At 37.8% G+C, this 20,597-nt stretch carries 20 protein-coding genes and 2 pseudogenes; 4 read left to right on the top strand and 18 right to left on the bottom strand.

The window, feature by feature from the left end; all coding sequences use genetic code 11:
* Positions 1 to 5: 5 nt before the first annotated feature.
* From AKK44_RS00720 to AKK44_RS09170, 4 genes and pseudogenes are all read right to left on the bottom strand, one after another.
* On the bottom strand, positions 6 to 920 hold the full coding sequence (locus tag AKK44_RS00720; protein ID WP_054278086.1) for a DUF4435 domain-containing protein: 915 nt from the start codon (positions 918 to 920) through the stop codon (positions 6 to 8).
* Entirely contained in the window at positions 904 to 2,463 is a 1,560-nt protein-coding gene (locus AKK44_RS00725; protein WP_082385483.1) for an AAA family ATPase, read from the bottom strand. The genes AKK44_RS00720 and AKK44_RS00725 overlap by 17 nt, the downstream gene beginning before the upstream one ends.
* 3 nt (positions 2,464 to 2,466) lie before the next feature.
* Positions 2,467 to 2,595, bottom strand: coding sequence for a hypothetical protein (locus AKK44_RS09325; RefSeq protein ID WP_269082422.1), 129 nt, complete (start codon positions 2,593 to 2,595; stop codon positions 2,467 to 2,469).
* Positions 2,596 to 2,607: 12 nt separating this feature from the next.
* A pseudogene (locus tag AKK44_RS09170) lies at positions 2,608 to 2,867 on the bottom strand (hypothetical protein); the annotation flags it as partial.
* Between the two features lie 184 nt (positions 2,868 to 3,051).
* Between AKK44_RS09170 and AKK44_RS00730 the strand changes: the two are divergent.
* The 3 genes from AKK44_RS00730 to AKK44_RS00740 all read left to right on the top strand — a co-directional run bounded on the left by AKK44_RS00730 (position 3,052) and on the right by AKK44_RS00740 (position 5,157).
* A complete protein-coding gene (locus AKK44_RS00730; protein ID WP_054278087.1) occupies positions 3,052 to 3,501 on the top strand; it encodes a DUF1836 domain-containing protein in 450 nt (149 codons plus the stop codon).
* Positions 3,485 to 4,135 (top strand): PAQR family membrane homeostasis protein TrhA, encoded by a 651-nt coding sequence (gene trhA, locus AKK44_RS00735; RefSeq protein ID WP_054278088.1) that lies wholly within the window; start codon positions 3,485 to 3,487, stop codon positions 4,133 to 4,135. The genes AKK44_RS00730 and trhA overlap by 17 nt, the downstream gene beginning before the upstream one ends.
* A gap of 116 nt (positions 4,136 to 4,251) precedes the next feature.
* Complete coding sequence (locus AKK44_RS00740; RefSeq protein WP_054278089.1) at positions 4,252 to 5,157, top strand: diacylglycerol/lipid kinase family protein; 906 nt, start codon at positions 4,252 to 4,254, stop codon at positions 5,155 to 5,157.
* Positions 5,158 to 5,212: 55 nt separating this feature from the next.
* Here the strand turns inward: AKK44_RS00740 and AKK44_RS00745 are convergent, their stop codons facing one another.
* The 4 genes from AKK44_RS00745 to AKK44_RS00760 all read right to left on the bottom strand — a co-directional run bounded on the left by AKK44_RS00745 (position 5,213) and on the right by AKK44_RS00760 (position 9,196).
* On the bottom strand, positions 5,213 to 5,605 hold the full coding sequence (locus AKK44_RS00745) for a hypothetical protein (protein ID WP_054278090.1): 393 nt from the start codon (positions 5,603 to 5,605) through the stop codon (positions 5,213 to 5,215).
* A gap of 407 nt (positions 5,606 to 6,012) precedes the next feature.
* Entirely contained in the window at positions 6,013 to 7,557 is a 1,545-nt protein-coding gene (locus AKK44_RS00750; RefSeq protein WP_054278091.1) for an ABC-F family ATP-binding cassette domain-containing protein, read from the bottom strand.
* A 252-nt stretch (positions 7,558 to 7,809) separates the two neighbouring features.
* Positions 7,810 to 8,349: an ECF transporter S component gene (locus AKK44_RS00755; protein WP_054278092.1), complete on the bottom strand. Its 540-nt coding sequence runs from the start codon at positions 8,347 to 8,349 to the stop codon at positions 7,810 to 7,812.
* Positions 8,327 to 9,196 carry a pyridoxamine kinase gene (locus AKK44_RS00760; protein ID WP_054278093.1) on the bottom strand — a complete coding sequence of 290 codons (870 nt, stop codon included), beginning with the start codon at positions 9,194 to 9,196 and terminating at the stop codon, positions 8,327 to 8,329. The genes AKK44_RS00755 and AKK44_RS00760 overlap by 23 nt, the downstream gene beginning before the upstream one ends.
* A 90-nt stretch (positions 9,197 to 9,286) precedes the next feature.
* On the opposite strand from AKK44_RS00760, the gene AKK44_RS00765 reads away from it, so the two are divergent.
* Positions 9,287 to 10,567, top strand: coding sequence for an aminotransferase-like domain-containing protein (locus AKK44_RS00765; protein WP_054278094.1), 1,281 nt, complete (start codon positions 9,287 to 9,289; stop codon positions 10,565 to 10,567).
* Positions 10,568 to 10,581: 14 nt separating this feature from the next.
* On the opposite strand, the gene AKK44_RS00770 is transcribed toward AKK44_RS00765, so the two are convergent.
* From AKK44_RS00770 to AKK44_RS00815, 10 genes and pseudogenes are all read right to left on the bottom strand, one after another.
* Entirely contained in the window at positions 10,582 to 10,920 is a 339-nt protein-coding gene (locus AKK44_RS00770; protein WP_054278095.1) for an ATP cone domain-containing protein, read from the bottom strand.
* Between the two features lie 282 nt (positions 10,921 to 11,202).
* Positions 11,203 to 12,786, bottom strand: a complete 1,584-nt coding sequence (gene cls / locus AKK44_RS00775; RefSeq protein ID WP_082385485.1) for a cardiolipin synthase — start codon at positions 12,784 to 12,786, stop codon at positions 11,203 to 11,205.
* 116 nt (positions 12,787 to 12,902) lie between these two features.
* Positions 12,903 to 14,573 (bottom strand): formate--tetrahydrofolate ligase, encoded by a 1,671-nt coding sequence (locus AKK44_RS00780; RefSeq protein WP_054278097.1) that lies wholly within the window; start codon positions 14,571 to 14,573, stop codon positions 12,903 to 12,905.
* A 127-nt stretch (positions 14,574 to 14,700) separates the two neighbouring features.
* On the bottom strand, positions 14,701 to 15,729 hold the full coding sequence (locus tag AKK44_RS00785) for a lipoate--protein ligase (RefSeq protein WP_054278098.1): 1,029 nt from the start codon (positions 15,727 to 15,729) through the stop codon (positions 14,701 to 14,703).
* A gap of 29 nt (positions 15,730 to 15,758) precedes the next feature.
* Positions 15,759 to 16,646: an SIR2 family NAD-dependent protein deacylase gene (locus AKK44_RS00790; RefSeq protein ID WP_054278099.1), complete on the bottom strand. Its 888-nt coding sequence runs from the start codon at positions 16,644 to 16,646 to the stop codon at positions 15,759 to 15,761.
* On the bottom strand, positions 16,643 to 17,446 hold the full coding sequence (locus tag AKK44_RS00795) for a protein-ADP-ribose hydrolase (protein ID WP_054278100.1): 804 nt from the start codon (positions 17,444 to 17,446) through the stop codon (positions 16,643 to 16,645). The genes AKK44_RS00790 and AKK44_RS00795 overlap by 4 nt, the downstream gene beginning before the upstream one ends.
* Positions 17,439 to 17,771: a glycine cleavage system protein H gene (locus AKK44_RS00800; protein ID WP_054278101.1), complete on the bottom strand. Its 333-nt coding sequence runs from the start codon at positions 17,769 to 17,771 to the stop codon at positions 17,439 to 17,441. The genes AKK44_RS00795 and AKK44_RS00800 overlap by 8 nt, the downstream gene beginning before the upstream one ends.
* 68 nt (positions 17,772 to 17,839) lie before the next feature.
* Entirely contained in the window at positions 17,840 to 18,832 is a 993-nt protein-coding gene (locus AKK44_RS00805; RefSeq protein ID WP_054278102.1) for an LLM class flavin-dependent oxidoreductase, read from the bottom strand.
* Entirely contained in the window at positions 18,829 to 20,028 is a 1,200-nt protein-coding gene (locus AKK44_RS00810) for an NADH-dependent flavin oxidoreductase (protein ID WP_054278103.1), read from the bottom strand. The genes AKK44_RS00805 and AKK44_RS00810 overlap by 4 nt, the downstream gene beginning before the upstream one ends.
* Positions 20,029 to 20,039: 11 nt before the next feature.
* A pseudogene (locus AKK44_RS00815) lies at positions 20,040 to 20,525 on the bottom strand (lipoate--protein ligase family protein); the annotation flags it as partial.
* Between the last annotated feature and the right edge of the window lie 72 nt (positions 20,526 to 20,597).

The raw sequence follows: 20,597 nt of genomic DNA on the forward strand, positions 1-20,597 counted from the left end.
CTCCTCTATATAACAGAGCATCTTTCTTGTATATAATTAATTAGACATGTCGGAGTTTCTGCATAATTTGATAAATCTGAAATTAATGTTGATTCTGAGGTATTTAAACACATATGTCGTTTTTTTGAAAACATATGATCTGCACACTTTATCCCTTTATTTGATTCTTCAACTATTTTATTTATATATTTTGGCATTTTCTCTAGAAGATATTTACCACGTAAAAGTTTAACTGGCTCACTCTTCAATCTTGAACATTCCATTTTTATTTCATCTTCTGTTATTTCAATGCAGTTTTTAACTTTATCTTTAACATCTTCTACACTTAAAATATTTTTTATTGCATCATATTTTTTAATTGGAACTAAATTAGGTTTATCGACACCTAAAATGTATGCTTTTTTTATTTGTAATGAATAATAAGCATTACCATAAATAATGTTATTAATAATCTCATATCGACATTTTCTAAGATAATTAAATGCCACATGAAAATCCGCCTCATCTTCTTTAGAATGACTAGATAAACCCATTTCTCCTTTAATCATATTTTTTATGGCGTAATCTGTGAAATATAAATTTTCAATTGAATATGTTGGTGTTACATAAATATCATCATCCAATAAAGAATTATCATCAAAATCTTTATCTACAAAAAACATTTTTACAATTTTATGATCATCTGAGGTCTTCTTTTTAATTAAATCATGTATTTTGATAACATTTTCTTTTCCATTACAATCATATTTTTCATACTCTTCCATATGAAAAATATTAAATACTCTTGGGCAATAATATTTAAAATCATCTTTTCCTTCAAAAAACAGGTACATTGATTGATATGATTTTGTATTAATATAACTCAAAAGAATCGCCTCTACACAGTCAGACTCCTCTCTCATTTTATCTCTTCTTGACATTATACTTCTCCTTATACATTTCTAATTCTGTTACATACTCTAAATATTCGTTTTTGAATATAAATGGAGAGTGAGTAGTCGCTATAAGTAACGCTATCTTTTCTGAATCATATATATCTTTTAAAAATTCTTTTTGCCATTCGATAGATAATGAAATTTCAGGTTCATCGATTATAAAAATACAAGGAGATGTGACATCTAAGTAAACTTTAGAAAATATTGAAACTATTTGCTTTTCTCCGGATGAAAGATCATCAAAATCAATTTTTAATCCATCATTATCAAATACATTCATAGTCAGCATTGTTTCATCATACTCTATTTTTTTCCCAGAAAGATATTTAGAACAAACCTGAGCAAACTTACTTAATTTTTTATCAATAGCCTCCTGTGAATTATATATATTCACTAGCTTTTGCAAATAATAAATCAAAAATTCTATATTAGAATTATTTTCATTAAATTTTTTAGATGTTAAAAATGGTCTGAGCTTATCAATATTGTCTATCCTCTCTTCACCTATCCTTTTAATAACTACATCTACTTTGTGCATATCAATATTTCCAAAATCATCTATATAATTACCTATGCGATCTGCTAACAATTCACTAATAATATTCGCATTCATCTCTATATATGCTGCATTTGCATCTTTACGCAATTTCTCTAACAGATTTCTTATCCTGTTTTTCACATCACTCATTCCAAATCCCATGTATTTAGTAGTTAACTCTCTGTTTACATATTTTTTTGGATTAGTAGAAAATACTTTTTCAAAGCCAACTTCCACTCGCCTGTATGTAGGATAAAAAACAATTTCTTCCCTTAATATATCTTTAATTCTATAAATCTCATCATACAAATCACTATACTGTAAATCTTTAATCTTATGTATGATTTGATCTAACCTATCATTATTGAATCTTTCATCATATGGCAGCCTAGAGATTATTTCATCCAACATAGATGGATCAATATATCTATTATGTATTATCTCATTTCTAATTTTTAGAGAAAAATTTCTAGGAAGATACCTATCCAAATCCTCTAATAAATACATCATATGTCGATTTATATATTCAATGCTATCTTTATCTTTGAATGATGAAGTAGGCTTTTGTTTATCAATAATATAGTTATTATTTGATATATTAACTGAAATTTTTTTAAAATTAATATCATATAAGGTTCTTGCATCTCCTGTTAAAATAGCAACTATTATAGTTAATATTGTTGTTTTACCAACTCCATTTTCAGAAATCCATATTGCTATATCATTTCTAAAATCAAGACTATAGTCATATTTGCCAAATAACCCTTCTATTTTTATAGATTTAAGTCCAGATTTGTTGTTGTGATTTTTTTTCTTTGTAGCATTAAGTCTTTTAAGAAGTTCTTTTATTTTTTGGTCCGATAAATCTATATCATCATTTTCGCTGAATATTTCAATATCATTTAAAAATAAATATTCCAGCAATTGTTCATTTGTCAAAGCAAATTGTCTAGATAAATCATCTATCTTAGTATATTTTTCAAATTTCATTTTTTACTCCTTTACTTTTATCGATTCTATTACATAATCAATTATTTTCATCATCCACCAACCACTTTTCAGCTCTAAGGCAAAATCTTTCAATAAACGATAATTTTGAACATAAATTTTTTTAATTTCCATAAGTTTTTCCTTTTACTTATCATATAGCTTCCTAAATCGTTTCTGCTCCATCTTCAACATCTCTTCTTCTACCATGCACCATTTCCTGAAGAGGTATCCTTGTAGAACATCAGCCGATGAACCTTCATTAGTTTAAGAATCAAAGATGTAACTTCTGTCTCTTTGATAAATTTGAATTTGGTCAAAAAGATTATCGTTTTCTAACTCCCTTAGATTATCAGCCAAATACTCGACATCGTATCATGATGTTCTTTGAGGATTGCCCTTGCTTCGAGCAATCTCTGGACATTATAATAGCATACAATAAACAAAAAGTGAATATTTTCACATGATAAAAACTTTTTCTCGTTGCCTATAGAATTAACTTTTAGAGTGATCAATTTACTTTTTAATTGCTTTTTTATTTTATTAAAGATATAATCTAGTTATCAAGACTAGATATAGAGGTATCTATAAATGGAATTTCCTAAACTCCCTCCTTGGGACCAACTACCAGATTTAGAGTTGTATTTGGATCAAGTTTTACTCTATGTTAATCAAGTCACTCGGTTCAAGGACACTAGTGACGCTAAGTTGCTCACGGCATCAATGATTAATAATTATGTTAAGCATGGCTACATTGAAAAACCCTACAAAAAAAAATATCACAAAAAACATATTGCTCGGTTGATTGCAATCAGTATCTTAAAGCATTCTTTTTCCATTCAAGATATCAGCCGTGTCCTAGCTAATCTACAGGATGCATCTGATTCCGAGACGCTCTACAATACATTTGTTCACTATTGGAACGTAGAATCAACGGCTTTGCCTATCAATCTGATTAGTTATGCTTGTCAGACCATAAAATGTTATCACTTAACCATGGATTTATCTCAGGAGATGCTTTATCATGAATCAAACCTTTAAACAAAACTTCCCTTTATCCTTCGTTGAAGAAGTTGCAAATAGTGTCACCCATGCTATAGGGGCTCTCGCGATGCTTGTGCTCTTGCCTATTTCTGCGATATATACCTATCAAGTACACGATGCCAAAGCTGCTACTGGTGTTTCTATTTTTATCATTAGCCTTTTTCTGATGTTTTTATCCTCAACGATTTATCATGCCATGGCACCAGGAACACCTCATAAATACATTTTGCGAATTATTGACCATAGTATGATTTATATTGCTATTGCAGGTAGCTACACTCCTGTTGCTTTATCCTTGGTTGGTGGCTGGCTAGGTTACACCATTATCATTCTTCAGTGGGGCATAACCATCTTTGGTATCCTTTATAAAATTTTTGCCAAAACCATTAATGAGAAATTTAGCCTTGCTTTATATATCGTTATGGGGTGGCTAGTGATTTTGATTTTGCCTGTGATTATCCAGAAGACAAGTCTTCCATTCGGTAGTTTGATGCTTTTAGGAGGAGTGGCTTATACTGTTGGAGCTGGTTTTTATGCTAAGAAAAAACCATTTTATCACATGATTTGGCACCTTTTTATCCTACTGGCTTCAGCTTTGCAATTTATGGCAATTGTTTTTTACATGTTATGATTACTGAGTAGCTACGACTACTTTTTATATGCTTTCTTTTGCTTGCATTGGAGACACATCTTTTGATAAGTGCTATAATAATAGTATTGATTATTCTAGAAGCGAGAAGACAGCCCATGAAAACAGTCCATATTTTTTATAACCCTCACTCAGGAAAAAAAGAAGATCAATTATCAACAGATGTAAAAGATTATTTCCTTCAACATGGTTTTTCTCCAGAAGCTGTTACGATTATCACTCCTAAAGATGCCAAGGACGCTTTTGCTCTGGCTAAAAAAGCCTCTCAAGAAAAGATTGACCTTATTATTCCTCTTGGTGGGGATGGTACTTTGAACAAGGTGATTGGTGGGATTTATGAAGGCGGGAGTCATTCGGTGATTGGTTTGGTGCCATCTGGCACGGTAAATAATTTTGCCAAGGCTCTGAACACTCCACTCGATGTTACCGAGGCGTTGGAGACTATTTTAGCTGGACATCTCAAACAAGTCGATATCTGTAAGGCTAATGACTCTTACATGATTTCTAGCCTCACCTTGGGATTACTTGCTGATATTGCAGCTAATGTCACTGCAGAAGAAAAGCGAAAATTAGGGCCCCTGGCTTTCTTAAAAGACAGCTTTAGCATACTAAAACGAAACAAGAGTTATGAGATTAGCTTGCAAAGTCCCGAAAATACGTTGACCCTCAAAACCAAGTTTTTATTAATTACGATGACAAACTCTATTGCTGGCTTTCCCTCTTTTTCTCCTAACGCTCAACCTGATGATGGCCTTTTCCAAGTGTACACACTCAAAAAACTCTCTTTTGTCACATTTTTACGGCACATCAATGATTTTAGGAGAGGGGATTTTTCAAAAGTAGATGACATTAGTCATTTTCAGACGGCTAGTTTGAAACTGTTGCCACGTCATAAGCGTAAATCTGCTGTTCCGAGAAGCCGTGTAGACGGTGATAAAAGCGACTATTTGCCAATCACATTAACCGTGATTCCAAAAGCGGTTTCGATTATTGTAGCTAATTAGGTAACAAAAAAACAATGGTAAAATACCATTGTTTTTTTTGTTGCTTAAACTGAACTTATGCATCATTATCTTTTTTTGTAACCAAGTCATCTGCTACTGACTCTACGGTTTCTTTAGCTTGTCCGATGGATTCACCAACTGTTTCAGCAGCAATACCACCATAGACCTCTACGGTATCTTTGGCTTCTTGCCATTTTTCACCAACTGTTTCAGCAGCAATGCCACCGTAAACCTCAACTGCATCCTTAGATTCTTGAACTTTATCAGATACAGTATCTAGAACTTTCTTGCTCTTAGTTTGAATATAAGCATTCAGCTCATCAATCTTTTGAGCACTCTCTTTTAATAACTGATCTTTTTTAGACGATGATAAACTTAAATAAGCTACTGTTGCGGCAGTTGTTCCCAGAACTAAACCTAATAGTAATCCGTGTTTTTTTTGTCCCATGAGATAACCTACTTTCCTTTACGATCTTTCATTATTTTTTTAGCTAATTTTACTGCTGGTACAACAAGTAAAACAAGTTGTAACACGTCCATATAGTTTGTTTTTGTTTTTTTCATTACACATTCACTCCTTTTTTATTTTGGTGAAACCAAACACTCCTCTACGAACTAAGGCTAGGTATTTTCGTGACTCTTCTTGTAAAGTGACGACACTTTTTTAAAAAAGGGTTGTCATAAATCTATTATAGCCACTTTTAGAATAAATCATCAAAATAAGCTTTAGATAAGGGATTTTAAAGTGACAACACATGTATCAACTTATATTGTCATTATACTATCTTATTGAGTTCTCGTCAAGTTTTTTGCATGTGTGCAAAAAATCCAAGGAAGAAATCCTTGGATAATACATTAGGCTAAGGTGTTAAAATCCCAAATATCAGTGACCCACCCATCATAAAATTCAGGTTCGTGACAGACCATAAGAATAGAACCTTTAAAGGCTTTCAAAGCTCTTTGTAATTCTTCTTTGGCATCGACATCTAAATGGTTTGTAGGCTCATCAAGCACCAAAACATTGTGTTCTTGACTCATCAGTAGACAGAAACGTACTTTGGCTTGTTCGCCTCCAGACAATACTTGAATTTGACTTTCAATATGTTTTGAGGTCAATCCGCAGCGTGCTAGTGCGGCACGAACTTCTGCTTGATTCAAGGAAGGAAAAGTATCCCAAACAGCCTCTAAAGGCGTTTTTCGATTACCTCCAGGAACTTCTTGTTCAAAGTAACCTAGGTCAATAAAATCTCCTTTTTCGACCTCTCCTTCAAGTGGCTGGACAATTCCTAGCAAACTTTTGAGAAGGGTTGATTTCCCAATACCATTAGCACCGATGATTGCAATTTTTTGATTGCGTTCAAAAGTGAGGTTCAAGGGATTTTTAGTCAGAGGTTTGTCATAACCTATCACCAAATCTCTTGTCTGGAAAATAAAACGACTCGGTGTTCTAGATTCTTTAAATGAAAAACTTGGCTTTGGTTTTTCAGATTGTAGTTCGATAATGTCCATTTTATCTAACTTTTTCTGACGTGACATGGCCATGTTTCGTGTAGCTACTCTAGCCTTATTACGATTAACAAAGTCTTGTAAGTCAGCTATTTCTTTTTGTTGACGCTCATAAGCTGCCTCTAGTTGTGATTTTTTCATTTCATAAACATCACGAAACTGATAATAATCTCCAGAATACCTCACTAAATCTTGATTTTCAACATGATAGACAATGTTAATAACATCATTTAAGAAAGGAATATCGTGTGAAATCAAGACAAAGGCGTTCTCATAGTTTTGTAAATAGCGTTTAAGCCAATCGATATGCTCAGCATCAAGGTAGTTGGTAGGTTCGTCAAGTAGTAAAATATCTGGTTTTTCAAGTAACAACTTGGCTAATAGAATCTTTGTACGTTGGCCACCAGATAATTCTGTGACTGGTGTGTCCATCCCAAATGCCATTACCCCAAGAGCACGTGCCACTTCGTCAATCTTTGCATCTAGAGTGTAAAAATCACGACTTTCAAGACGGTCTTGCAACTCTCCGACTTCTTCCATCAAAGCATCGATATCAGCTCCCTCATCAGCCATAGAGGAATATATCTCATTGATGCGTTGTTCTGTCTTAAAGAGCTCATCAAAAGCCGTTCTGAGGACATCACGAATGGTTTGCCCTGCTTCCAAGACAGTATGCTGATCTAAATAGCCTGCTGTGACATATTTTGACCATTCAACCTTCCCTTCATCCGGCTGCAATTGTCCGGTAACAATACTCATAAAGGTTGATTTTCCTTCACCGTTAGCTCCAACGAGTCCTATATGTTCTCCTTTTAACAGGCGAAAAGAGACGTTTTCAAAAATCGCACGGTCACCAAAACCGTGACTTAGCTGTTTCACTTCTAATATACTCATGATTACTTCCTTAATTATCATCAAAAAAGCCGTTAAAAACGGCTTATACTTCTTATCAATTATGGCAAAAATGTCACCTTTTGTCAATTCTCTTTGGATTGGGTCCGTGTTTGAGTTTGAGATTAATCGATATCTTATCAATTTAAGCAATAAGATTTTCTACAGTTCTAACTCTCACTAGCTCCTATAAAACCCCAACATAAAACAAAAATTTAATTTATCATAGATTAAAAATAAGATAAATCTGACGGTCTACTTAAAAGCTCTGCGTCGTTTGAGTTGTTTAAAGATAGGGTATAAGATAGGAACAGCTATGGCAGTTGCTAGAGAGCTTCCAAAGCTACCTCCAATTTTCCCAATAGCTGTCGCTAAGGCTATTTGGACAGGCAGATTTCCTCCTAAATAACCGATGAGGGTGTATTTGATAAGATTAATCAACAATTTAGCGACTGCAGCGATGATTCCAACAGAAATAATATTGCTAGTTTTGTCATTTGAACGTAACCATTTTTCATAAAAAAGATGCAAAAGGTAACAAATCATCAAAGACTCTAATATGGTTATCCAAGCAACTGCGGCATAGCCATTCATCACATCAAAAATGCCTAAACCGATAGTGGCTACTAAAGCTCCCTTTTTCGACCCGTATAGTAAAACAGCTATCACAACTAAAGCATTTCCCAAATGGATAAATTGAGGTCCGACAGGTATTCTAAGTAATTCTACGGATATAAAAATCAAAGCTGCAAAAAGGCTAAGTTCGATTTGATTAGCAAGTTTTTGTGATGTCATGTGATGTCTCCAATAATGTTTTAAATGAGGTGATCAAATCACCTAGATGAGGTTCAAAGCAGATGCCAAGCGACAACTCTCTATTTAGATGCAGTGTTGTGACTAGTGATTGCTGTAAAAACTCAAGTGAGAGTGGTAATAGTTTGTGAATGCTAATGCCCTGCATATAACCTGCTGTGACAATGGCAGAAACCACATCCCCTGTCCCATAGAAATGATGCGGATGGTGCTGTACCATATGGTAGCTAATCTGATCAGATGTCTCTGAATAATAAGCAAAGCCAATCTGGTTGTCAGAAAAAGAAACACCAGTCAAAACAATGTCTTGTGGACCTAGTTTAGCCAAGGCCGTGAGCAATCCTTCAATGTTTTGTGGCGTATAGGGGGCTTTTAGCAATGGGTAATCTGCCAAGAGGCAGGCTTCTGTTAGGTTAGGCAAAATCAGTTGAGCCTTTTTAGCCAATGTTTTCATAGCCTGTAGATGCTCGAGACCTAAAGAGGCATATAATTTACCATTATCAGCCATTATCGGGTCTAGCACCAAGGGAAGCTTATGTTTTTCAATAAAGTCTATTATGGGCAGAGCGTCGCTAGGCTGATCAAGATAGCCCACAAAAAAGCCGTCAAAGTTTATCTGAGCAGACTCCCAATCGTTGAGAAAGTTAAGTAAGCCTTTTGAAAAATGTTGACGGTAAGGTGGGTGGTCTCCTCCAGTATGCCGTGACAATAAGCAGGTCGGCAAAATAGCTTGTTCCACTTGACAAACAGCCATTATCGGAATACTTGCTGAAAGGGCCACTTTACCAACGCCAACAATATCATTAGCTATAATTACACGTTTTAAAATAAGATAATCTCCTTAATCCTGTTTTTACTATTGTAAGAAAAAACATCTTCAAGTACAATAGAGATAAGTTTAAACTGTATGGGGACAAAAATGACAAGTAAATACCACCAAATTATCACTGATATCGAACGAGACATCCAAGAACATGTCTTGAAGCAAGGGCAAAAATTACCCTCTATCCGACACTTGAGCCAACAATATCGTTGCAGCAAAGATACTGTTCAACGCGCCTTACTAGAATTGAAATATCGTCGATTGATTTATTCTGTTCCAAAAAGTGGCTACTATATTTTAGGTAAGGTCGGTGATGACCATCTTCAATCAACCGTTAGTCTAAAAGATTACAACAATATGGCTTACGAAGAGTTTCGCCTTTGTCTTAATGAAGCCCTGGCTGGAAAAGAGGCCTACCTCTTCAATTACTATCATCAGGGCGAAGGTTTAGAAGACTTATTACTGTCTTTATTACCTCACTTAGCAGATCATGGCATCTACACGACACAAAGTCAACTCATTGTCACCGCAGGTACCCAACAAGCACTCTATATTTTATCTCAAATGCCTTTTCCAAATGGTCGTAAAGAGGTCTTGTTAGAAAAACCAACCTATCACCGAATGGAGAGCTTGGTTAGCTCTTTAAATATTCCTTTCAAAACTATAGGTCGTGGTACTCAGGGACTTGATTTTCAAGAATTAGAGCAGATTTTTAAGACAGGGTCTATTAAATTTTTTTATACCATATCTCGCTTTTCAAATCCTCTAGGATTATCTTATAACAATAAAGAAAAAGAAAAGCTCATTGAATTAGCACAGCAATACGGCGTCTACTTATTAGAAGACGATTATCTCGGAGATTTTGCCAAAAGCAGTGAGCCGCCTTTGCATTACTATGATACTCATCACCAAGTAATTTATTTAAAATCGTTTTCTATGAGTGTCTTTCCAGCTCTGCGCTTGGGAGCCTTAGTTTTACCAGAGCCCCTAAAAGATAATTTTTTGCACCATAAATCAATGATTGATTTAGATACGAATCTGATGATGCAAAAAGCATTGTCGCTGTACCTTGATAATGGCATGTTCCAAAAAAATTTAAAACAAATCAAGCAATTCTTTAAAAAAAGAGAAGATGAGTTGAAGTCAGATATGCAAAGCCTAGCTCCTGGCTTAACCTATCGCCTCACTCCTAAGGAATTGATTGTCAGCTTAGATAGTCCTTATCTAGTGGGGCGAGCAATGAAGTTAGAACGGTCACGTCTGATTACAGACTCCAAAGAGAAATACCTGAGTTTAGACATTAATTCAGAAACTGCATCTCAATTGGCAAAACTTTACTCAAATCAAGACATCAAAAAAACTAGTCCTTCAATTTAGGACTAGTTTTTTGATTAACTCGTTTGTTCAAAGCGTAAGTGTACAGTAATCCGTTCACCATAACCATTACGCTCCAAATCTCTTTGCAGGCGATAAGAGATGTAATGCTCAGCGATATTGATATAGCCAGCATCAATCAAGCGGTTTTCTACAAATGATTGAATCATGCTGATGGTCGGACGTTCAGCATGCACTTCTTCAAGGTCAATGACCACTTTTTTCGTCACTTGAGTCAGGTTGTGTCGCCATGTGTCATCAATCACATAGACTGTTCTGGCTGCTTTGATAATCGCCTGGTAAATTTTTTCAGGATCAAATTCTGCTACTTGTCCATTTCGTTTGGTAATTTGCATGGGAGAGCCTCATTTCATTTCTGTTAGTCTTTTTCTACATTATCCAAATCTTGTCAGTGTTTGTCAAGCTTTTATGCTTATTCCCCCAAAGAAGAGTTTTTGCATACAAAAAAAGCTGAGAAAATTCTCAGCTCCGCGGGGCACTCATCACTGAATGTGATAAAAAGGTTCACACGATTTATCAAAGTCGGCTCCTGCCTTAATGACCTCCCCAGCGCAAATGTGATTAAAAATCACAATCGACTCATCGCATAAACCCATAATAACATAATACTGTTAACTTTACAAGAGAGGTGCAATGGTTTTTACTAAAAGGCCAATGATTTTTTGATGCCATGGGCGTTTTTTTAATTGAGAGCGGGTAACAAGGGTTGATTTTTCTTGTGTTTCTTTGAAGTCATTGACAATATCTTTAATAACTGACACGTGATAAAGATAGGTCGCGCATTCAAAGTGATGATAAAGGCTTCGGTAGTCGAGATTGATTGTCCCCACTACTGCTTTGCTATTATCTGAAACAAATACTTTGGAGTGCACAAAACCTGGAGTGTATTCGTAAATCTTAACACCAGATGCCATTAGCCCTTTGTAATAGGTCTTGGCTAGTGCATAGGGGATTTTCTTGTCCGGAATACCTGGTAAAATAAGACGAACATCAACGCCACGTTCAGATGCAAAGCGCAACGCATGCTCTGTTTCACTGTCAAGAATAAGGTAAGGCGTCATGATATAAACGTATTCTCTAGCATGGTTTAAAATATCAATATAGACGTTCTTGCCAATTTTATCTGTGTCTAAAGGGGAGTCTCCATAAGGGATAACATAGCCATCTGTTTCAACTGGCTTGGTATGTTTTGACAAATAAGGCTCAATTAATAATTGTTTTTCTGTAATAGACCACATTTGTAAAAACAGAATTAAAAAGCTGTCACAAGCCTCCCCTTGAATCATCAGGCCTGCGTCTTTCCAATGGCCAAATCGTTGGATATGATTGATGTATTCATCTGCCAAATTAATCCCACCTGTAAAAGCGACCTCACCATCAATAACCACAATTTTACGATGGTCACGATAATTATAGTAAGTTGAAATAAAGGGAGATATCGGGGAAAAAGATTTTGCTTGAATGCCTATTTGCTTGAGTCTTTCTGCATAATCAGGTGATAAGGTTGATAATTCAATCATGCCATCAAAGAGAACCCTGACTTCAACCCCTTCAGCCGCTTTTCGTTCTAGAATGCTGAGGATTTCTCCCCACATCACTCCTTCAGCAATAATAAAAAATTCTAAAAAAATGTATTTTTGAGCTGATTCCAGTTGCTCTTTTAATTCTTGAAAAAAGGATTCACCTGTTGGAAAATAGGTGGTTTTTGTGTTTTGATAAATGGGGAAATTTCCTCGGCTACGCTCCAAGTATTGTACTAAGTGATAGGTTGTTGAGGTATTGCTTTTTAAGGTATCCATGATTACCTTATCATCTCTCAGGTAAGGTCTAGACTGGTCGATTAAATGGTTAATGCGTTGTTTTAGCCCACGATAACCCCAATCTAATTTTGTATAAATCAAAAATAAAGAGCCTAAGAGTGGAGCAATCATAATCAAAATCAACCAAGTCACTCGAGAGATGGCGTCCATATCGCTATTGACCAAATATAAGACGATAGCCACAACAAATATGGCCTCAATAGCGGTGACACCAAAACCATATTGACCAACCCAAGCATATGTTTGAAACAAAAATCCTAATTGCAGTAAGATTAACGTTGCAATAATTGTTGCTCGACTAAAAATACCTCTCAAAAGTAAGCCCTTCTTACTTTTGTGGAGCAAGTATTTCACTTTTTCTTTCTTTTTGATGACAACCAGTCCTCCAGTTTTTTATCTATTATATCATAAGACACTTTGATTAAGAAGCTCACTCGTCGTTTGTGAGCACTCAGAGCAGTCAAAAACTAGATCGTTTAGATCTAGCTTTGAGAGGATTAAAATAGTCCTACGGCAACACCGTCATCAGAAACATCCATGTTCATAGCAGCTGGGACCTTAGGTAGTCCTGGCATAGTCATCACATCTCCTGTGAGAGCAACAATGAATCCTGCTCCTGTTTTTGGCACAAACTCACGAATGGTAATCTCGAAATCTGTCGGTGCTCCGAGTAGGGCTGGGTTATCCGAAAAACTGTACTGTGTTTTTGCCATGCAGACAGGCAATTTATCCCAACCAAATTCTGCAAACTGTTTCAGTTGTGTTTTGGCTTTTGGACCAAACTGAACACCTTTACCACCATAGATTTTTTTCACAATGGCTGTTACTTTGTCTTCTAGACTGTCTTCGTCTGAATATAGGCGCTGATAGTCTGCCTTATTAGCATCAATGACGCGTGCTACAGTTTCTGCTAATTCAACACCACCCTCGGCTCCATTAGCCCAAACACTGGCTAGTTCCACAGGGACGTCTATTTCGGCACAGAGAGATTTTAAGGCTGAGACTTCTGCGTCTGTGTCAGCAACAAATTCATTGATTGCAACGATAGTTGGCACATTGAATTGACGAATGTTTTCGACGTGGCGTTTGAGATTGGCAAAGCCGGCACGCACAGCATCGACATTTTCAGTAGCTAGCTCTGACTTGGGCACGCCACCATGCATTTTTAGGGCGCGCAGCGTTGCCACAATCACGACAGCATCTGGAGTTTTTGGTAGGTTAGGTACCTTGATGTTAAGGAACTTTTCAGCTCCTAAATCTGCACCAAAACCTGCCTCAGTAACGGTGTAGTCTGCTAGACGTAGGGCTGTTGAGGTAGCTAAAACAGAGTTACAACCGTGGGCAATATTGGCAAAAGGACCACCATGCACTAGGGCTGGGGTGCCGTAGATGGTTTGAACAAGGTTTGGTTTGATAGCGTCTTTAAGCAATAAGGTTAGTGCCCCTTGGACTTTCAAATCACGGACATAAACTGGTGTGCGGTCATAGCGATAAGCAATCACAATATTAGCTAAGCGCTCCTTCAAATCGGCTAGAGACGTCGCTAAACACAAAATAGCCATAATCTCAGACGCCACAGTGATGTCAAAGCCATCTTCACGAGGAATACCGTTAACAGGGCTACCTAAGCCGACAATAACTTGACGAAGGGCACGGTCGTTTAAGTCAACCACACGCTTCCAGATAATGCGACGTTGATCGATTCCAAGTTCGTTTCCTTGTTGAAGGTGATTGTCAATCAGAGCAGACAAAGCATTATTTGCTGTTGTGATGGCATGCATATCTCCAGTAAAGTGTAGGTTGATATCCTCCATTGGCAATACCTGAGCATAGCCACCTCCTGCTGCGCCGCCCTTGATTCCCATAACAGGACCTAAAGAAGGCTCACGTAGCGCAATCATGGTTTTTTTTCCTATTTTATTAAGCGCATCCGCAAGACCGATAGACATGGTTGATTTTCCCTCTCCAGCCGGAGTTGGATTGATTGCTGTTACCAAAATTAATTTGCCTGGAGCATTACTCTCAACAGCTTTCATTTTTTCAAATGACAACTTTGCCTTGTATTTTCCATACAATTCAATGTCATCAGCAGTAATACCAACGCTTTTAACAATTTCTGTTATGGGTTGCAAGGTGACACTTTGGGCGATTTCTATATCTGATTTCATGGACAACTCCTCAATTTTTACTTAATAAAAACATTATAGCATATTCGCTATAATGCGTATATTATTTAGTTTAATAACTAAAAACATTCGTTATTTATCGCAATAAAACCATTTTTAGCAGAAAATACTATTTATTTTTATGAAAAATCAAATCAACCAGTTCCTCTGGACTTATATTTCCAATATAAGGGGTCAGGTCTATTTTTTCAAGTTCTGCTAATATGTCTTTTTCTTCCATTTTGGTGCCAATCAGTATTTGCTCTAACTCAGTAATGTCTTTTTTAGCAAAGAAATCACCATAAATACGACAAGCTGCTATGTAACCCTTTTCAATGTCTAAGTGAATATCAATGGTGCCACTTGTAAAACGTCCGTCTCTGTGGTAACTATACTGTGGTGAATTGCCATAGTTCCATTCCCAACTTTTGTATTTGCTTTGAGCCAATTCATCGATTTGCTCCCAGTCAGCCTCTGTTAATTCGTAACGTTTTGCTTGGCTAATCGATTCAATGCCAAGCAACTGGCAAACCATCAAATCTTTAAACTCATCAACGGTTATGTCTTGATACTGTTTGTCTAGGTGTTCTCTGATTGTACCAACACGGCTACGCACAGATTTAATCCCCTTAGAAGCTATTTTTTTCCGATTAGGATTTAATACCTTTTCCATGGCATCAAAATCAACGTCTAACAAAAGGGAATACCCACCATAAACGCGGCCATTGCTGATTGTCATTGCAGCTCCAGAGACTTTTTTGCCATCGATGACCAGATCATTACGCCCAGTCATCTCAACGCCTGTTGCACCAAGAGCGTGCAAGGCTTCAATTGCAGGTTGATAAGTTCGTTTAAAGTCTCCAAAGACACCGTTATCATTGATCAGGTAACAAATATTGACCGCTCCCGAATCCACATAAACAGCGCCTCCGCCAGTGTCACGCCTCACCACAGGAATTTGGTGTTCCTTGAGATAAGCTTGATTGGTTTCTACCACAGCATTTTGAAATTTGCCAATTTCAACTTTTGGGTCACAATAATAGGGAAATAAAATATCGTCGTCTAAAAAAATATGTTGCTGAACATAGACTTGCATGGCAAGTGCAACTGCGCCATCAGTGATTCGTTTTCCATTGCGAATAGGTTCTATAAGATACATAATGCTTCCTTTCGTTTGTTCCCCTCAAGCTATTTGAGATGAGAAAAATACCGTTGGTTTGTCTGATGAATTAAGGACGAAATGTCTTGTGTTAATTCCAAACTTTGTGGTCGAATTGATTTTGGGATACGATAATGCTTATGATTCAAGCTAACAAATAAAGCGTTTGGATTTTGCATCACGCGCTTCCAAAAGGGATGCTTGATAAATTGGGGAGTTGTGTGACCAACGCCAATTTCCAAATAAAGGACCTTGTCCTTTTCGTGTTTGCTCAAAAAATCTTCGTATCGCTTGTGTTGTGCTTGGAAATCGGCATCCTCAACCATTCCCTTTTCTTCGTTACGCTTATTAATTTCAAAAGGGGCACCACATTTAGGGCAGTAAGGAATCAAATGGCTCGGGATTTTCATCTGTGTCTGCTCTGCAATCATGCGACGAATCAAGTTATCATCTTTATAGGTCTGTTGATGACAATGCTGGCTACACTGCCACAGACCATACTCACCTTGAATGTGAAATACCGTATCTGGGTGATAGCCAGCTGCCCAAAAAGCGTTATCAGCATTGGTTGTGATGATGTGGTAGGGTTTTGTACCGAGTATCTGCAACAAATCGACATAAGACTGCCCAACTGGCTGATCTAAATAGTTCAAAGCCACAAAACGGCTTTGAAATGCCCAATACTCTTCCCAATCTTCAAACTGAAACAAACTGGCCTGCAACATGTCTAAAAACTGATATTTTAAAATAAAATCAGGAAACGCCTCCTCAAAACGAGAACCAATATAAGTAAAACCATCCGCTGCTGACATCCCGGCACCAATACCAACAACGACAGCATCTGCTTCTGTCAATAGCTGTGCTAACTGCTCTGCCTGAGCAAGTCCCTGGCTAGGATAAGCTTGCCAAACTGTCATGATAAACCTTCTTTCTTAAATAATTGTTGATAAAGGTGGTAATCTTCTGAGGTAAACGTCGTAAAAATAATGTTTATAGGGTAGGAATGGTCCTGTTGCCACCTCAAAACGGTTTTAAAAGCAATGCTTGCTGCTTCTGCCTTTGGAAATCCAAACTCTCCGGTTGATATCGCGCAAAAAGCGATACTAGTAAGTTGTTTCGACTGCGCCAAAGACAAGCAAGCCTCATAACACTTAGCAAGTAAGTTTGCCCTAATCGCTGATACCTCTTGTCCTGCTGTGATTTGAGGTCCTACTGTATGAATGACGTATTTAGCTGGTAAATGATAGGCGTCTGTTAGTTTCGCTTGTCCGATTGCTTCTTTTTTGCCTTGCGCTAACATGAGCTCATGACAGGCTAGACGCAACCGCACACCAGAAAACGTGTGAATGGCATTGTCAATACAATGGTGATTAGGGATAAAACACCCTAGCATTTGACTATTGGCTGCATTGACAATCGCATCAACACCTAAACTTGTAATGTCGCCATGATAACTATAAATATTGGAATAGGACGTCGGCTGGCAATCTTTTAGGTAAACAGTCTTTTTCCCCTGGTGAAACTTCGTTAGATAGGCGTCTTCTAGGTGCAAATAAGCGTCTGAGATAGGACTGGCAGGACGTTGATTGATAAGAGAGCGCCACTGATGGTGCCTTGCTGACAGTGAGGAGGCTATGGTTTCAGATTCATGGTCTATCCCACGCTCCGCCAACAAAAGCGCAATCATATCTCCCAGTAAATCACTCTGATTAAGCATCTTCTAAAGCAGCAAATGCTTCTGGATCGACGTCTGTTAAGGTCACAATCCAATTTTCGTCAGCTTTTTCAGAATTAAGCAAGGTTGGTGTTATGGTTGCCGCTTCATTACGTGCAACAATTGTACCAGCCAAAGGTGATAATACTGCCATAACGGTTTTTGAAGCCTCTAAATCTAAAAGAACGTCATCAACTGCAACAGTTTTTGTTGTTGTGAATTCAGCGTATCCAATTGTACCAATATCATCTTGCAATTCTGGTGTCATGCTGATGGTGTAATGGTCTTCATGCTGTTCAATTAATAGATAATTTGCAATTTTTTTCATTGTCAGTTCCTTTCTTAAATAAGACAGTTCGTTACTGTCAGCTTCGTATTAGTTCATCTAACACTTCATTATAAATATAAATCTGCTAAAAGTTCAAGAGATGTGATACGATTAGCGATATCTGGCACTAGCGGAATGGCTAGCAGTTCCGTTGCTTGACTAGCGGCAAGTAAGGGCTCTAGTTGTTGTTTCACCAATTGTGGTGACCCTACAATCATACGATTGCGATTGGCTGCGATAGTCAGCTTTTGTTTCTCAGTCAAGGGATAGGTGCTAGCTTCTGAATAAGTTGGGTAGGTGTCAAATTCGTTGAAGTCTTGATTCCCAAGCATCCATATATCTAGTGATTTAGCCAGTTCTTGAGCCTTATCGTCTGTTTCAGCAATGATAATAAAAGCAGCTAACATGACCTGTGGCTCTTGCTGTTGTGCTGAAGGGCTAAAGGCATCGCGATAGGCTTGAGTCGACTGTTTAGCAGAGGCTATCGGATCTTTTGGCATATAAGGAAAAATACCAAAGGTATACCCCAGACCGAGTTGTCCTGCCGTGCGAGCCGTTTCTTCGCTATTGCTGAGCGGCCACAGTTGTGGGTAGCTTGCACTTTTAGGATTAACGTCAAGCGGCAACGGTGCCTGCTTGTCTGGCGACAAGTAGCCCTGTAATTGGGCTAAGACCTGACCATAATCATCTTTTTCATGGATGCTAGACAAAGCACTTTGAACCAGACGGGTTCCTAAGGAATTGCCTATACCAAGGTCGATGCGATTAGGATGAAGGGTTTCAAGCATGCGGAAGTTTTCAGCGATTTTAAACGTGCTATAATGCAAGGCCATCACGCCCCCAGAACCAATCCTAATACGATTGGTCCGGTCTGCCAGATGCATCATAAAGACCTCTGGACTACTGGTTGCTAGGGCTTTAATATTGTGGTGTTCAGCTACCCAAAAACGGTTAAATCCCAAATCTTCTGCTCTTTTTGCTAACTGACAGGATTCTTTGAGGGCTTGGGAAGCTGTTTTCCCTTTGTCAATCAGGCCATAATCCAAGACACTAAGTTTCATTCTTTCTCCTTATAGTTATCTTTTAGCTGACGAAACAACTGACGAGATTCCGAAGGCAACGATTCACCATAATCCATGAGAGGGACAATATCTTTAAACGAAGCCTTAGGAATGGCCAGGCTCTCTAGGTCTTCCAAACGAATGGTTAAACGAATCTTGTCCTCATTACCTGTTTGCATTTTTAAAACAAACTCTGGGTCAACAACAAAGGGGGTCGATGCTCCCACAAAATCTGCATGTTCTAGCGCTTCGATTGCTTTTTCAGGGGTATTGATCCCTCCAGTAGCCATGATGGGCAATCGCCCTTTTAGCTGCTCTTTTATCACCTGTGTGACGAGACGACCTTGATGGGGACCAGCAGCCCTCACCTTATTTCTAAAAACATCATGTCCCCAACTAGCAATGGCTAAATAATCCAGCTGTGCAATATCAAGAGCCCAGTCCATAAAACAGCTAAATTCATCAATCGAGTAACCAATCTGATGCCCTCTTGTTTCTTCTGGAGTTGCTCTCAAACCTAGAATAAAAGAGTTGGGCGCTTCTCTTGTAATGGTGTCTTGAACAACTCTCAAAACCTCTAAACCAAATTTTGACCGACTTTTAAGGGTTTGAGCCCCATAGTCGTCTTGGCGATGATTTGAAAAGGTCGAAAAAAAGGTCTGAATCAGCAAACGTTGCGCTGAGGACACTTCCACACCATCAAAACCAGCCTTTACCGCTCGGCTAGTCGCCTTGGCATAAGACTCTACCAATTCTTCTAGTTGTTGTGTGGATAAGGCGCGAACCTCATGAGGTTGAGGAGAATTTAGGGACATAGGACTTGGACCATAGACAAAGCCATACTTCGTCAAACTATGGCTAGCAAACCGTCCAGTATGAGTCAACTGTAAAATAGCCTTCGCCCCTTGTGCTTTCATCGTTTGAGCCAACTGACTAAGCCCTGCAATGTCTTCGTCCTTAGAAACACTAAACCCATACTCAAACAATTGCCCGTGGGCATCAATATAAGCAGCACCTGTAATCTGAAGTGGAGCTGAAGCTGCTCGCCTTTTGGCATAGTTCAAATCATCCTGACTGACAAATCCATCAGCCGTTGAAGAGTTGGTTACCATCGGGGACAAAACAAATCGATTCGATAGCACCACGCCATTAGGCAAAGTTAATGGAGAAAATAAGGGAATAAATGCATTGTTCATAAAATAACATCCTATCGAATTTGTGCCTGCATGCCTTCATAGATGCGTTCAAAAGCCACACGCAGTTCAGGGTTAGCTGTCGTGTTTTCAATGGTAAACCCGATTTGCCGCAAGGTTAACGATAGTCTGTCAATAACATCAGCTACGGTAAATGGGGTTTCTAGTAACTCAGAAAGATTAGCCATGCACTTAGGGTCAACATCAGGATAAGCAATCGTAGTCGTCTGATCCCCCAACCCTTGCTTATAAAACTCAGCAATGAGCTCACCACGGGCTTCTTGGTCCCCAGTGACACTGAGGTAAATGGAGACAACGATGCCGTTTTTGATGCGTCTTTGTGCTATGCCGGCAAATTTTTTCCCATCGATACTAAGATCATAGTTGCCTGGACAGTAAGATTGACTGATTTCAAAATAATCAATCTGTTGGTAAAAATCAGAAAACATGGCTTTGATCAAATCAACCATCATCAAATAAGCGTTTGAGATGCTAATGCGCTCAGATCAGTGTTATGCTGATTAACTAGTCCGAAGCAAACAAATAACATGATGACTTATTTGGTAAATTTA

Origin of the sequence: Streptococcus phocae (genome assembly GCF_001302265.1) — a bacterium.
GTDB classification, from domain to species: domain Bacteria; phylum Bacillota; class Bacilli; order Lactobacillales; family Streptococcaceae; genus Streptococcus; species Streptococcus phocae.

What these genes read in the sequence shown, in the direction of transcription:
- AKK44_RS00720 (WP_054278086.1), bottom strand. Translation starts at nt 920, where the DNA reads ATGTCAAGAAGAGATAAAATGAGAGAGGAGTCTGACTGTGTAGAGGCG.
- AKK44_RS00725 (WP_082385483.1), bottom strand. Translation starts at nt 2,463, where the DNA reads ATGAAATTTGAAAAATATACTAAGATAGATGATTTATCTAGACAATTT.
- AKK44_RS09325 (WP_269082422.1), bottom strand. Translation starts at nt 2,595, where the DNA reads ATGGAAATTAAAAAAATTTATGTTCAAAATTATCGTTTATTGAAAGAT.
- AKK44_RS00730 (WP_054278087.1), top strand. Translation starts at nt 3,052, where the DNA reads ATGGAATTTCCTAAACTCCCTCCTTGGGACCAACTACCAGATTTAGAG.
- trhA (WP_054278088.1), top strand. Translation starts at nt 3,485, where the DNA reads ATGAATCAAACCTTTAAACAAAACTTCCCTTTATCCTTCGTTGAAGAA.
- AKK44_RS00740 (WP_054278089.1), top strand. Translation starts at nt 4,252, where the DNA reads ATGAAAACAGTCCATATTTTTTATAACCCTCACTCAGGAAAAAAAGAA.
- AKK44_RS00745 (WP_054278090.1), bottom strand. Translation starts at nt 5,605, where the DNA reads ATGGGACAAAAAAAACACGGATTACTATTAGGTTTAGTTCTGGGAACA.
- AKK44_RS00750 (WP_054278091.1), bottom strand. Translation starts at nt 7,557, where the DNA reads ATGAGTATATTAGAAGTGAAACAGCTAAGTCACGGTTTTGGTGACCGT.
- AKK44_RS00755 (WP_054278092.1), bottom strand. Translation starts at nt 8,349, where the DNA reads ATGACATCACAAAAACTTGCTAATCAAATCGAACTTAGCCTTTTTGCA.
- AKK44_RS00765 (WP_054278094.1), top strand. Translation starts at nt 9,287, where the DNA reads ATGACAAGTAAATACCACCAAATTATCACTGATATCGAACGAGACATC.
- AKK44_RS00770 (WP_054278095.1), bottom strand. Translation starts at nt 10,920, where the DNA reads ATGCAAATTACCAAACGAAATGGACAAGTAGCAGAATTTGATCCTGAA.
- AKK44_RS00780 (WP_054278097.1), bottom strand. Translation starts at nt 14,573, where the DNA reads ATGAAATCAGATATAGAAATCGCCCAAAGTGTCACCTTGCAACCCATA.
- AKK44_RS00785 (WP_054278098.1), bottom strand. Translation starts at nt 15,729, where the DNA reads ATGTATCTTATAGAACCTATTCGCAATGGAAAACGAATCACTGATGGC.
- AKK44_RS00790 (WP_054278099.1), bottom strand. Translation starts at nt 16,646, where the DNA reads ATGACAGTTTGGCAAGCTTATCCTAGCCAGGGACTTGCTCAGGCAGAG.
- AKK44_RS00795 (WP_054278100.1), bottom strand. Translation starts at nt 17,446, where the DNA reads ATGCTTAATCAGAGTGATTTACTGGGAGATATGATTGCGCTTTTGTTG.
- AKK44_RS00800 (WP_054278101.1), bottom strand. Translation starts at nt 17,771, where the DNA reads ATGAAAAAAATTGCAAATTATCTATTAATTGAACAGCATGAAGACCAT.
- AKK44_RS00805 (WP_054278102.1), bottom strand. Translation starts at nt 18,832, where the DNA reads ATGAAACTTAGTGTCTTGGATTATGGCCTGATTGACAAAGGGAAAACA.
- AKK44_RS00810 (WP_054278103.1), bottom strand. Translation starts at nt 20,028, where the DNA reads ATGAACAATGCATTTATTCCCTTATTTTCTCCATTAACTTTGCCTAAT.